General features: G+C 61.0%; 13 protein-coding genes. 4 read left to right on the top strand and 9 right to left on the bottom strand.

What is annotated here, in order from left to right; all coding sequences use genetic code 11:
* Positions 1-19 precede the first annotated feature (19 nt).
* Both ACS4RR_RS29900 and ACS4RR_RS29895 read right to left on the bottom strand, forming a co-directional pair.
* On the bottom strand, positions 20-802 hold the full coding sequence (locus ACS4RR_RS29900; RefSeq protein ID WP_456190531.1) for an amino acid ABC transporter ATP-binding protein: 783 nt from the start codon (positions 800-802) through the stop codon (positions 20-22).
* 62 nt (positions 803-864) lie between these two features.
* On the bottom strand, positions 865-1,698 hold the full coding sequence (locus ACS4RR_RS29895; protein ID WP_456190530.1) for a substrate-binding periplasmic protein: 834 nt from the start codon (positions 1,696-1,698) through the stop codon (positions 865-867).
* A gap of 199 nt (positions 1,699-1,897) precedes the next feature.
* Between ACS4RR_RS29895 and ACS4RR_RS29890 the strand changes: the two genes are divergently transcribed.
* Together ACS4RR_RS29890 and ACS4RR_RS29885 are read left to right on the top strand one after the other, a co-directional pair.
* Positions 1,898-2,617: a GntR family transcriptional regulator gene (locus tag ACS4RR_RS29890; RefSeq protein WP_027664541.1), complete on the top strand. Its 720-nt coding sequence runs from the start codon at positions 1,898-1,900 to the stop codon at positions 2,615-2,617.
* Positions 2,618-2,621: 4 nt separating this feature from the next.
* Positions 2,622-3,404 (top strand): pyrroline-5-carboxylate reductase, encoded by a 783-nt coding sequence (locus ACS4RR_RS29885; RefSeq protein WP_456190529.1) that lies wholly within the window; start codon positions 2,622-2,624, stop codon positions 3,402-3,404.
* Here the strand turns inward: ACS4RR_RS29885 and ACS4RR_RS29880 are convergent.
* Positions 3,401-3,949: a cupin domain-containing protein gene (locus ACS4RR_RS29880; protein ID WP_456190528.1), complete on the bottom strand. Its 549-nt coding sequence runs from the start codon at positions 3,947-3,949 to the stop codon at positions 3,401-3,403. The genes ACS4RR_RS29885 and ACS4RR_RS29880 overlap by 4 nt on opposite strands.
* A gap of 143 nt (positions 3,950-4,092) precedes the next feature.
* Here ACS4RR_RS29880 and aptA point away from each other — a divergent pair, with 143 nt between their 5' ends.
* Complete coding sequence (gene aptA / locus ACS4RR_RS29875; RefSeq protein WP_456190527.1) at positions 4,093-5,427, top strand: omega-aminotransferase AptA; 1,335 nt, start codon at positions 4,093-4,095, stop codon at positions 5,425-5,427.
* A gap of 78 nt (positions 5,428-5,505) precedes the next feature.
* Here aptA and ACS4RR_RS29870 read toward each other — a convergent pair whose 3' ends face one another.
* The 3 genes from ACS4RR_RS29870 to alr form a co-directional block, all read right to left on the bottom strand.
* Positions 5,506-6,528: a helix-turn-helix transcriptional regulator gene (locus tag ACS4RR_RS29870; protein ID WP_456190526.1), complete on the bottom strand. Its 1,023-nt coding sequence runs from the start codon at positions 6,526-6,528 to the stop codon at positions 5,506-5,508.
* Between the two features lie 75 nt (positions 6,529-6,603).
* Positions 6,604-7,854, bottom strand: coding sequence for a D-amino acid dehydrogenase (locus ACS4RR_RS29865; protein ID WP_017967799.1), 1,251 nt, complete (start codon positions 7,852-7,854; stop codon positions 6,604-6,606).
* Positions 7,855-7,883: 29 nt separating this feature from the next.
* Positions 7,884-9,017 (bottom strand): alanine racemase, encoded by a 1,134-nt coding sequence (alr, locus tag ACS4RR_RS29860; RefSeq protein ID WP_017967798.1) that lies wholly within the window; start codon positions 9,015-9,017, stop codon positions 7,884-7,886.
* A gap of 126 nt (positions 9,018-9,143) precedes the next feature.
* Here alr and ACS4RR_RS29855 point away from each other — a divergent pair, with 126 nt between their 5' ends.
* Positions 9,144-9,608, top strand: a complete 465-nt coding sequence (locus tag ACS4RR_RS29855) for an Lrp/AsnC family transcriptional regulator (protein WP_170255508.1) — start codon at positions 9,144-9,146, stop codon at positions 9,606-9,608.
* Between the two features lie 87 nt (positions 9,609-9,695).
* Here ACS4RR_RS29855 and ACS4RR_RS29850 read toward each other — a convergent pair whose 3' ends face one another.
* The 3 genes from ACS4RR_RS29850 to ACS4RR_RS29840 are packed head-to-tail and all read right to left on the bottom strand — an operon-like array spanning position 9,696 to position 12,724.
* Entirely contained in the window at positions 9,696-10,730 is a 1,035-nt protein-coding gene (locus ACS4RR_RS29850) for an L-idonate 5-dehydrogenase (RefSeq protein WP_026154530.1), read from the bottom strand.
* A 10-nt stretch (positions 10,731-10,740) separates the two neighbouring features.
* The gene (locus ACS4RR_RS29845; protein ID WP_017967795.1) at positions 10,741-12,147 is read right to left on the bottom strand and encodes a TRAP transporter large permease; all 1,407 of its coding nucleotides are present in this window, start codon (positions 12,145-12,147) and stop codon (positions 10,741-10,743) included.
* Between the two features lie 4 nt (positions 12,148-12,151).
* Positions 12,152-12,724, bottom strand: a complete 573-nt coding sequence (locus tag ACS4RR_RS29840; protein WP_017967794.1) for a TRAP transporter small permease — start codon at positions 12,722-12,724, stop codon at positions 12,152-12,154.
* Positions 12,725-12,980: the final 256 nt, after the last annotated feature.

Here is a 12,980-nt window from a genome sequence, read left to right as displayed (position 1 = left end):
CCTTGCCGCTTGATATGGCCTACTGCTTGATATGAAAGACGCGGTCGATGAATTCCTTCGTCCGCTCCTCGCGTGGGGCGCCGAGCACCTGCTCGGGAGGGCCGTCCTCGACGACCACGCCGCCAGCGCAGAAGATGACGCGCGAGGCGATGTTCTTGGCGAACCACATGTCATGCGTCACGATCATCATCGGCATGTCCTGGGCGGCGAGCTGCAGGATGACATGCTCCACCTCGCTGACGAGTTCCGGGTCCAGCGCCGAAGTGACCTCGTCGAATAGCATCAGCTTCGGGTCGAGCATCAGCGCGCGGGCGATGGCGACACGCTGCTTCTGGCCGCCGGAAAGCTGGGCCGGATAGGCATTGGATTTGGCGCCGAGGCCGAACCGCTCGAGCAGCGCCTGGGCTCGGGCCGTAGCCTTTGCCTTGGCTTCTCCACGCACCTTGCAGGGAGCGAGAACCAGATTCTGTATGACGTTCAGGTGCGGAAACAGCGTGTAGTGCTGAAAGACCATGCCGATCGAACGGCGGACATTGGTGTCGATCTGGGTCTTCCTGCCCGCGCTTTCGGAAGAAATATAGGGTTTCCCATCGAAACTGACCGACCCGCTGTCGATCTGCTCCAGCCCCATCATCACCCTCAGCAACGTGCTCTTGCCGCCGCCGCTCGGACCAATGACGACGACGCGTTCGCCGGGCTTCATTTCGATGTCGATGCCTTTCAGCACCTGAATTTCGCCGTTGCCGTAGCTTTTGTGAAGCGCCTGCATTTTCACGAGGGGAAGGCTGAAGGACGTGGTCATGCCAATCTCCGATGATCGAAGCTGGAGAGGGCCGGCGCGAACCTCGCACCGGCCCGGTGAGATTACTTTGCGCCCTTGAGCACGTCGTCGACCGCCTTCTTGATCAGCTCGTCGACGTGGCCGGTCGCGACCTTCTCTTCGAGGAAGATATCGACCACCTCGACGTCAGCAGCCGAAAGATTGTGCGGCAGACCGAAAGCGACCCCCTGCTTGGCGAGGGCCGGCGTCGGGTTGAGCGCCACTGCCCATTCCGGGTTCGACTGGGTGAAGAGCTGGTTGGTGTCGGAGGCGTCGACCAGGATGTCGGCGCGCTTCGAGGTGACCGCCAGGCGGGTCTCGTCGTTACCGGGAAGGCGCATGACCGTGGCGTTCTTCACCGCCGCGGAAATTGCCTTGTCCTGCGCCGTGCCGGACATGACAGCGAGCGTCACGCCCGCCTTGTCGATATCGGCGACCGAAGCGGCGCCGGCTGCAATTTTCGGATTGTTTTTGTTATAGGCGAGCGAGATCTGGTACTCCATCGCCGGGATCGAGAACTGCACGGCCATGGCGCGGGCCGGCGTCCGGTTCAGCGCCAGCGACAGATCCCATTTTCCGGCCTGCAGACCGGCAACGATGTTGTCCCAGGTCGTATCGACGAATTCTGGCTTCACCTTCAGAACATCGGCAAATTCCTTGCAGAGATCAGCGAAGAAGCCGGAATATTCTCCGGTCGCCGGATCGCGCATGACATAGGGTGGGGCAACGGCTGCGCCGCAGCGCAATACGCCCGCCTTCTGCACACCCTGCCAATATCCCTCAGCGGTCTCAGCCTGTGCGGCGGTGGCGAAAAGACCTCCGATCAGGGCGAGCACGGGCAGCGCCCGCAAGGCGGACGTTATCAACTTCGAAAGCATCGGCATTCCTCTTTTGCTGTGCGCGAAGCGCGCGGTTCCACTCGTCGGCTGTCGCCGTTTCTGTTATTTTCTTGTCGGCTGCGTGTCGACTGAGAAAGATATGTCAACAGCGTGTCGACAAAGTCAAGCGGAAAAATTACATTGCCGACACGCGGCTTTTCTGGCCCAATGGGACCCGCGTCGAGAGAAAGGGACCTAAGTGTCTGATGAATCGGAAGTGAAACGAATCCGCGGGACCGGCTGGAAAAGCGTCTACGAGACGCTCCGCAACGAGATCCTGTCGCTCGCTCTACCGCCCGGTCAGCTTCTCGATGAGATGACGCTTGCCGAACGCTTCGACATGTCGCGCTCGCCGGTGCGCGAAGCCCTGATCCGGCTCGGCGCCGACGAGCTGGTCGTCACGCTCTCGAACCGGAGCACGATCGTAGCGCCGATCGAAGTGGCGACGTTTCCCAAATATGTGGAGGCGCTCGACATCGCGCAGCGGATGAATACGCGGCTTGCCGCCGCGCTCAGAACCGAGGCTGACCTGAAGATCATCGCCAAGCGGCTGAAGTCGTTCGAGGCGGCGGTCAAAACAGGCAATCACCTGGCGATGTCGGAAGCCAACAAGGAATTCCACATGGCAATCGCCCATGCCGGAAAAAACCAGTACCTGGCCTCGTTCTACGAGAAGCTGCTGTCGCAGGGGCAGCGCATGCTCCATCTGCATTTCGAATATCTGGAGCGAACGCACGAGGGCTATCTGCTGACCGACGAGCACACGCTCATGCTCAATGCGGTCAGGGACAAGAACGTGGAACTCGCCGACGAACTCGCCCACGCCCATACGCGCCAGTTCCAGGACAATTTCATCAACTTCATGCGCGAGAACTATACGACGGATGTCGCGTTAGGCCCGCTGCGGGCTGCGGAGTAATCAAATGAAAATAGACAGTATCGGCTTCGTCGGAACCGGCGCAATTACCGAGGCCATGGTTCGCGGCCTTCTGGCCGAACCGGCCTATGCCTCCGAGATTCACGTATCTCCACGAAGCACTCACGTCGCCGCGACGCTGGCCGACGAATTTGCCACTGTCAGAATTGCCAAGGACAACCAGGACGTCGTCGAGCGCAGCGACATGGTGTTCCTGGCAATAAGGCCACAGGTCGCTGAGGAGGTCGTGCGCGCGCTATCGTTCAAGAACGGCCAAATGGTCGTCAGCCTCGTTGCGGCGACGGGGCGCCGGGCACTCTCCGAATGGATCGGCGCCGACGTGCATCTGGTGCAGGCAATCCCCCTACCCTTCGTCGCAGCCAGGCAAGGCGTCACCGCCGTCTATCCGCCTGATACCACTGTCGCAGCGCTTTTCGATACGCTCGGAACGGCTGTCCAATGCCAGTTGAGGAAGGAATATGATCTTCTCGCGGCCGCGAGCGCAATGATGTCGACCTATTTCGGCATCATGGAGCAACTTGCGCTCTGGCTGGAAAAAAGCGGCCTCGAAAAGGTGAAGGGACAGGCCTACATTGCCCCGCTCTTTGCAAGCCTCGCGCAGAAAGCAAACAGCCCCGGCAACGAACCGTTCAGCGCGCTGAGCCGCGAATTTGCGACCAAGGGCGGACTGAACGAGCAGGTTTTCTCAGACTTCGAGAAGATGGGAGGCCTTGTCGCGCTGACCGCCGCACTCGATGGTGTCCTTGCCCGGATCGAGGGCAGGAACTAGAAAGTCGGCGGCGTGCAGGCGCTGATGACCTCGCAGGGTACCGGTCCGACGCAGCGGAAGCGGTGCGGGCGCCGGCTTTCGAAATAGTAGGCGTCACCCGCGCCAAGGATCCGCCGCTCGTCATCGACCGTCACCTCGAGCCTTCCCGAGAGCACGATCCCGCCCTCCTCTCCCTCGTGAACAAGGGGAACCTTTCCGGTGTCGGCGCCCGGCTGGTAGCATTCCTTGAGGATCTGCAGGCTGCGACCGAACAGGTGTTCTCCAACCTGCCTGTAGGAAATGGCGCCCTTGCCGATCTCCACCAGCTCCTCGGCCGCATAGAAGGCCTTCCTTGAACGCTCGGGCTCGAAGGCGAAGAACTCCGCCAGGCCGATGGGGATGCCGTCCAGGATTCGCTTCAAGGCCCCGACCGACGGGTTGGAGGCGTTCGATTCGATCAGCGAGATCGTCGAATTGGGCACGCCCGTGCGCTTGGCGAGCTCACGCTGGGAAAGCTTATGGGCGATGCGGAGATGGCGAAGGCGGTTACCGATATCGACTGACATGATATGGTTCGTTTGTGTTGTCCAGGATATCCAAAATTTTATCTTTCGATTTGTTTAGTTACAATAGCTTGTACCGACAAAGAAAAGGACTTGTTTGAAAAGGAGAAATTGCCATTCTCGGCGCCACCCCAAAGGAGGCCAGGATGGACCAGCTCAGCAAGACGAACGCGCCCGTACTCGAAAATTTCTGGATGCCGTTCACCGCGAACCGGCAGTTCAAGGCGACGCCGCGCCTTCTGGCAGCCGCAGAAGGCATGTATTACACCGACGTCGATGGACATCAGGTGCTTGATGGCACGGCCGGCCTCTGGTGCTGCAATGCCGGCCACGGCCGCAGGAAGATCGCCCATGCCGTCGAGCGACAGCTTGCAACCCTGGACTTTGCGCCGACCTTCCAGATGGGGCATCCGATCGCCTTCGACTTCGCTGCGAAATTGGCTGCGATCGCGCCGGGCGGTCCTGACGCCAAGCTCGACAGGATCTTCTTCACCGGCTCGGGCTCGGAATCGGTCGATACGGCGCTCAAGATCGCCATCGCCTATCAGCGGGCGATCGGCCAAGGCACGCGAACGCGGATCATCGGGCGCGAGAAGGGATATCATGGCGTCGGGTTCGGCGGCATTTCCGTCGGCGGTCTCGTCAACAACAGGCGGGTCTTCCCGCAGATACCGGCCGACCACATGCGTCACACGCTCGACGTCGAGCGCAATGCGTTTTCAAAGGGCCTTCCCCAACACGGCGTCGAACTGGCTGACGACCTCGAGCGCCTGGTGCAACTGCACGGCGCCGAAACAATCGCCGCGGTTATCGTCGAGCCGATGTCGGGATCGGCGGGCGTGGTCCTGCCGGCGAAAGGCTATCTGGAGAAGCTGCGGGCAACCGCCGACAAGCACGGCATCCTACTGATCTTCGACGAGGTCATCACCGGCTTCGGACGCCTGGGAACCCCTTTTGCGACCGACTATTTCGGCGTCGTGCCCGACCTGATCACCACGGCAAAAGGCATCACCAACGGTACGATCCCGATGGGCGCGGTCTTTGCCAACCGCAAGGTCTATGACGGCCTGATGGTCGGACCGGAAAACGCGATTGAACTCTTCCATGGCTACACCTATTCCGGCCATCCGGTCGCCTGTGCCGCCGGGCTCGCTACTCTGGAGATCTACGAGGAAGAAGGCCTGTTGACCCGCGCGGCCGATTTGGCCGAGGATTGGCAGGAGGCGCTCCATTCGCTGAAAGGCCTGCCTCATGTCGTCGACATCCGCAATCTCGGACTGGTCGGCGCTGTCGAACTGGCTCCTCGTGACGGCGCGCCGGGGATCCGCGCCTACGAAATCTTCGTTGACTGCTTCAACAAGGGCCTGCTGATCCGGGTGACCGGTGACATTATCGCCCTCTCCCCGCCGCTCATTATCGAGAAAACCCAGATCGACACGATCGTTTCGATGCTCGGTGATGCTCTGAAGCGTGCGGCATAGATCCGAGTGCAGCTTCCGTCGGCGATCGGATGTCTGGTCCACCGCCCGACGGAAACATCCGGCGCAGCGAGATGGAGATCAGCGCTTCAAGGTCTGTGACGGCAGTAGGCCGAAACGCTTCCTGTATTCGGCGGCAAATCGCCCCGGATGCGTAAAGCCCCATCTCAGCGCGACGTCGGCGATGGCCTGCTTCTCGTCGGACCCGAGCAAATCGCGATGAGCGGCGGCCATCCGAAGGTCCTGCAGGTAGGACATCGGGGTCGTCTCCCTGAACTGCCGGAAGCCCTGTTGCAAGGTCCGAACGCTGACCTTGGCCGCCAACGCGATATCGTTGAGCGAAATCGGCTCGGCAATGTGTTCCTGCATGAAGTCGATCGCCCATTTCACATGGCGCGGAGCCGGCCCAGGAGCAGGAAGCGCAAGCTCGTTGGAATAACGATTGGGGCAGGATTCCAGAAGCAGATAGATCGCCGCGTCGCAGAGTAAGCTGGCGGCCAGCGGCGCCCGTTGCAACGGTCCGTTGCCGCTGAGACCACGATGCAAGCTCGAAACAATTTGCTGCAATACAAGCCCCGGGCCGCTCGTCAGATCGATGTGCGGATGAAAGTCGATGTCGCCGCTGATCGTTCTCTCAAACATATGCGTGAGGTGACTGACGATCTTCGCCTGATCGACGAACAGGCCGAAATGACGGCGCGGCCCAAACAGGCGGGCACCGGCGGCGCGACCTGCCTCCAGAATGGTACCACGGGCTGGAACCGAATAGATTTGCTCCCGCATGCCCTCGAAAGATGCGGTTCCTTCCACCGGCAGAAAAACGATCATCCTGTCGCTGGGCGCCTCCCTCCTGATCAGGATTGTGCCTTCGTAGGTGCAGTCGGCTACGGTTACCTCTTCACCGACGGAGACAAAATTGCAGCGGTAAGCAATCGGCATATTGCCTTCGGCGGCAACCTTGATCGGGGAGTTCGGCGTCGACAATATTTCCGAGAGCTCGTCCGGGTCTGTTCCGCTGTGTGCCGTCTCCCGAATTAACATGCCCTGCTCCGCCAGCTGTCGGGTGAGGCCGCCGTTGTTCCGGATACGAGAATTGACCGACATTCGGGACCTCCGATGGACACAATGATAGCGGTTTTGCGCAATCATGCTCGTCTTGTTTGCGTTGCCAGGCCGCTTTCAGCCGTAGCGGCTGATCGCGAGATCCTTCGCATCGATTTCCGGCCGTCCCCCGCTGACGAGATCGCCGATGAGGCGCGCCGAACCGGTGCTCATGGTCCAGCCGAGCGTGCCGTGACCGGTATTGAGATAAAGGCCGGCAATCTTGGTCGCGCCGATGACCGGCGTGCCATCGGGCGTCATCGGACGCAGGCCGGACCAGAAGGAGGCCTTGGAAATATCGCCGCCGGGGAAGAGATCGGTGACCGAATGTTCCAGCGTGCTGCGGCGGGCGAGGCCAAGATCATTTGTATAGCCTGATATTTCAGCCATGCCGCCGACACGGATGCGGTCGCCGAGCCGGGTGATCGCGATCTTGTAGGTCTCGTCCATGACGGTCGATTCCGGCGCGCGTGATGCATCGGTGATCGGGATGGTGAGCGAATAGCCCTTAACGGGATAGACCGGCAGCCGAATGCCGAGCGGCTTGAGCAGCAGCGGCGAATAACTGCCGAGCGCGACCACCACCGCCTCCGCGTTCATCCGCTCACGATCGGTGATGATCCCACTCACGCGGCCGGCCTCGACATCAAGCGCCTTGATCGTCGTCCCGTAAGCGAAATAGACGCCGAGTGCCTCGGCTTTGGCCGCCAGCGCATTGGTGAACTTGAAGCAATCGCCGGTTTCGTCCTTCGGCGTCAACAGGCCGCCGACAATCTTGTCGCGCACGTGCTTGAGCGCCGGTTCGAAGCGGATGCAGCCGTCCCGGTCCAGCACCTCATAGGGAATGCCGTCAGCAGCCAGCGCCTTGACATCCTTTGCCGAGGCATCGAGTTGCTGCTCAGTGCGGAACAGCTGCAGGGTTCCCTGCATGCGTTCGTCATAGGCAATGCCGGTCTCGGCGCGAAGATCGGCCAGCGCGATGCGGCTGTAATCGGCAAGGCGCAGCATGCGGCTCTTGTTGATCGCGTAGCGCTCGGACGTGCAGTTCGACAGCATCCTGGCCATCCAGGAGAGCATGGCCATGTCGAGTTTCGGGCGCAGGATGAGCGGCGCGTGCTTCATGAACAGCCATTTCATGGCCTTCATGGGAATGCCGGGCGCGGCCCATGGCGAGCAATAGCCGAAGGAGACTTCGCCGGCATTGGCAAAGCTCGTCTCCAGCGCCGGACCCGGCTGCCGGTCGACGACCGTGACCTCATGGCCTGATTTGGCCAGCTGATAAGCGGATGTGACGCCGACGATGCCGGCTCCTAGAACGATGACCTTCATGATGTTCCCAATGATGGAGCCGCCGGCTCTTAGCGATATTGCCTGTCGTAACGATCGCCCAGGCCGGTTAGGATTTCGTATGAAATGGTGCCGGCGTCGCGCGCAATGTCTTCGAGCGTCTGATGGCGGCCAAGCACTTCGACGAGACTGCCGAAGGTCAGCGCCCCTTCGGGCAGTGCTGATATGTCGACGGTCGCGCTGTCCATCGACACGCGGCCGACGATCGGCAGGCGAATGCCCTTGAAATAGATGGCGCCACGGTCGCTGAGGCTCCGCGGCAGGCCATCGGCATAGCCTGCGGCAATGGTGGCGAGACGCGTTTCCCGTTGCGTGACATGCGCGCCGCCATAACCGACTTTCGTCGCCGCCAGCACGGTGCGCGTCTGCACGACGGCGACATCAAGGCTGACGACCGGCTCCATCGGGTTCTTCTCGCCGGCATTCGGAGCGCCGCCATAAAGCGCGATGCCCGGGCGGGCAAGCACGCCGTGATAGGCCTCGCCTAAAAAAACGCCGCCGGAATTCGCCAAGGAAATATCGAAGCCGGGAAACTCAGCGGCGATGCGGGACATCTCGGCAAACTGCTCGCCGTTCTGCTCGCTGTCCACGTCATCGGCCGAAGCGAGATGGCTCATGATGAACAGGATTTCGACATTGCTGCCATCGCGAAGGGCTTCCGCCAACTCAGCTCGTTCTTCCTTTGGAAAACCGAGCCGCGACATCCCGGTGTCGAATTGCAGGACGGCCGGCCGGCAGCGCTTCAGAATGCGCGCAGCCGCTGACCACTGCCGCCACTGCGCCAGCGAGTTGAGAACCGGGACGATGCCCATCTCGGCGCAGGCGATCTCGTTGCCCGGCTGCAAGCCGTTCAGCACGAAAATCTGGGCATCGCGCGCAAGGGTCGGCCGGAGCCTCACGGCCTCGACAAACTGGGCGACGAAGAAATGCCTGCAACCTTCACTGTAAAGCGTTCTTCCGACCCGTTCGGCGCCGAGACCATAGGCATCGGCCTTGACGACGGCCCCAGCGCGGACCGGTGCCAGCATCGATACGAGCTTGCGATAGTTACGGCCGAGGGCGGCAAGATCGATCGTCAGATAGCCCGTGGCTCCCTGCGCGGTCGTCGCGGTGCGTGTGCGGGAAGCCAAAATATCGCTATCCATGTCCACCTCTTTTTGATTTCAAGGAATTTATGAAATAATGAGCGAAATTGCCGATCATTCAGCAGTCGATTATTGTGTGATTTGCCTATTTCCCGCATAATCGATGAACATTTGGAACGATCTCTCATGCCCGCTCTCGACGCGATCGATCGCAATATCCTGAGACTGCTGCGCCTCGATGCTCGCATGAGCAATGCCAAGCTCGCCGCAGAGATCGGTCTCTCTCCATCGGCCTGTCTCAGGCGCATCAAGATCATGGAAAAATCAGGCGTGATCCGCGGCTATACGGTGCTGGTAGACACCGGCAATGCGGATGAGATGATCGCCGTGATCATCAACATCACTCTCGAACGGCAAACGGAGGACTATCTCGACCGGCTCGAGGCGGCGGTTCGCCGGCATCCCGAGATCCGGGAATGTTTTCTGATGACGGGCGGTTCGGACTACCTGCTGCGCGTGGAGGTCGCCAGTGCCGGCGAGTTCGAGCGGATCCACAAAGAGATTCTGTCGACCTTGCCCGGTGTCCTCAGGATTCATTCCAGCTTCTCGATCCGCAATGTTCTGGCGACGCGCACGAGGGGCAGGCGCTGAACCGCGATCACCAAGCGGCCCAACCGCCTGCCAATAAGAGCCGATCTTCTGTTCCGCTCCGCCGACGGACCGGCCCGGTACGGCGCTCTAAAACGTCAGCTGCACCTTGCAGGCGGCCGTACGGTCCCCAGCGAGAGTGAAGGCTGCGGTGGCTTCCTCGAGCGGCAGGCTGTGGCTGATGATCGGCCGCACGTCGATCTTGCGGCTGGAGATCAGCTCGACGGCAGTGCCGAACTCCTCGTGGAAGCGCTGCGTTCCGTGGAGTTGAAGCTCCTTGCCGACGATCGCGTTGAGAGGGATCGGCACGTCTCCTGTGACGCCGACCTGCACGATGGTTCCGCGCGGCCTGATGGCGGCAATCGCGCCGCGGATGGCCGGGGCGGCGGCCGAGCATTCGAAGACGAGATCGAAATAGCCCTTTCCCGCCTCGAATTCCGCAAACGCGGGGGCATCCTTGGAAACATTGATCGTGCGGGTGGCGCCCATCGCTTTTGCCCGGTCCAGCGCCGCATCAGCGAGATCGGTCACCATGATCTCGCTGGCGCCATGATAGGAGGCGGCGGCAACCATTAGGGCGCCGATCGGGCCGGCGCCGGTGACCAGCACCCGTTTGCCTGTGATATCTCCAGCCCGCGATACCGCGTGCAGGCAGACGGATAGCGGCTCGCTGCAGGCCGCTTCCGCTGCAGTTGTCGCAACTCCGACGGCAAAGCACTGCTTGGCCGGCACCACAAGCCATTCCCGGAACATCCCCTGCTCATGCGGCAGGCGCATCGCGCTGCCCATGAAGCGCATTTCCAGGCAGTGGATCGGCATGTTTTTCTCACAATATTCGCAATGTCCGCAGGGTTGGCTGGGATTGACCGCCACCAGCGTCCCGGCCTTCAGGTCGACCCGCTCGCCCGTCTGGCTCACGGTTCCCGATGCCTCGTGGCCGGGTATGATCGGCTCGCGAACCCTGACCGGCCCGAAGCCGCCATCCTGATAATAATGCAGGTCGGAGCCGCAAATTCCTGCCGCGGCCATTTTAAGAAGCACCTCGCCGGGACCAGGGGCCGCAACCGTTTCGGTCTCGATCCTGAGATCGCCCTTTTGGTAAAGCCGTGCCAGACGTGTCCGCATCGTGTCCATCCTATCTCAACAGTCCAAGCTGCTGCGGCAGCCACAGCGATACCGCGGGCACGAAGGTGATCAGGATCAGCGCCAGGAAGAGCGGCACCAGCCAGGGCAAGATCGCCATCGTGGTGCGTTCGACGGAGAGTTTCGCAACCCTCGACAACACGAAAAGCACCATGCCGAGCGGCGGGTGCAACAGGCCGATCATCAGGTTCAACGTCATGATGAGACCGAACTGGACGGGATCGATCCCGAATTTCAGGACGATCGGCAGAAGGATCGGCACGAGGATGGTGATGGCCGCGATCGTATCCAGGAAGCAGCCGACGAAGAGCATCAAGAGGTTCACGAGGATCAGGAAAACCCATTTGTTGTCGGTGATCGACAGGATCGCATCGGACAGCAGCTGTGCCGCCTGGCTCACCGTGAGCAACCATGCGAAGACCGAAGCCGCAGTGACGATGAAGAGAACGGATGCCGTCGTCTCGATCGTATCGAAGCTTGCCTTGGCGAGCGTCGAGGGCGTCATCGTACGGTAACGCACCAGACCGAGGAACAGGGACCAGAGGACGGCAGCGACGGCGGCCTCCGTCGGCGTGAACCAGCCCATCGTCATGCCGCCGATCAGGATGACGGGCGTCATCAGCGCCATGACCGCGGAAAAGCGGAAATACCAGTCGAGGGCAAGAAGCAGGACAAGGGCAATGCCCGCCGCAACATTCATCGATACGCCCGCCTGCATCAGCAGATAGATGGCAAGCGGCACCGCCAGGACGACGACGATTTCCATTCCCGCCGACAGGAGTTCTCTAACATTAAACGGCGCGTCCGAGCCCCAGCGCTTCTTATAAGCAAAGGCGGCGACGGTGATCATCATTAGCAGCGTCATGACGATGCCGGGCAAGATGCCCGCCATGAAGAGAGCGCCGATCGAGACGTTCGCCATCATGCCGTAGATCACGAAAGGCAGCGACGGCGGGAAGATCGGGCCGAGCGTGGCAGACGCCGCCGTTACGCCGACCGCCGCCTCAACCGGATAGCCGTGGTCCTTCATCGCCTTGATCTCGATCGTGCCGATACCGGCTGCATCGGCGAGCGCAGTGCCTGACATGCCGGAGAAGATGACCGAACCGATGATGTTGACTTGCGCGAGACCACCCTTCATCCAGCCTACGAGAGCCACCGCAAAGGAATAGATGCGGCCGGTGACACCGGCCGAGTTCATCAGATTGCCAGCGAGGATAAAGAACGGCACAGCGAGCAGCGGGAAGCTTTCGACGCCGGCAATCATCCGCTGGGCAACGATGATGTCGGGGGCAACGCCGTAAAGGACGATGTAGAGCACCGATGCGACAGCCATCGAAATGGCGACGGGCACCCCGATCAGCATCAGAACTAGAAACGAGCCAAGAAGCAGCAGCATCGGTTCAACCCTCGATCGTCTGGAATTCTTCGGGGCGCTCCAGGACGGAGTAGCCACGGCGCATGTTGGCGATGAAGACGATGACCGCACGGATCAGCATCAACACGAAAGCGACGAGAACGCTGTAGAAAACGATGTTGCGCGGCAGGTCGACGGTGACCATCTGCTCGTCCGCGACGATGTCGACGTAACGCCACATCAGGTGGCAGCCATAGGCGAAGAAGCCGATGCGGACGATATCGACGAAAGTGGCGAGCACGCGCGCCAGACCTGCCGGCATATAGTGATAGAATACATCCACCTGGATATGCCGCGACGTGCGTACGCACATGACGGAACCGAGAAAGACGACACCGATCAGGCAGTTGATCGCGATCTCCTCGGTCCATGCGTAGCTGTCGTTCAGCACATAGCGCGTAAAGAACTGCAGGAAGACGCAGCCGGCCATCAGCCAGAAGACCAGCAGCGTGATCCAGTCCTCGATGGCGTAATCCGAGACGTTTGCGGTCGGCGCCTGCCCTTCGAACTCGTGACCGATTTCTTCGGCCGTGATTTGCGTATGAATTTCTTGCGACATGATCGGCCTGTTCCGGTTGGGGAAGAAGGAGCGCGCGTGGCCGCGCCCTTCAGTTGTCGACAAACATCGTCCTTTGCTCGGCGTGACCTCGGCTCGGTGAGCGCCATTCCTGCCCTCATCCGGCTGCCGCAACCTTCTCCCCGCCAACGGGGAGAAGGGACATGCCGCGCCGGTCTTCAAGCCTCAGCGCTGACATTTGGCACGTCCCCTCTCCCCGTCTAAACGGCGAGAGGGTTAGGGTGAGGGCATCACGAAA

It is taken from the genome of Rhizobium zaerense, assembly GCF_051810725.1.
GTDB classification, from domain to species: Bacteria; Pseudomonadota; Alphaproteobacteria; order Rhizobiales; family Rhizobiaceae; genus Rhizobium; species Rhizobium leguminosarum_I.
This window is presented reverse-complemented; position numbering and strand designations above follow the sequence as displayed.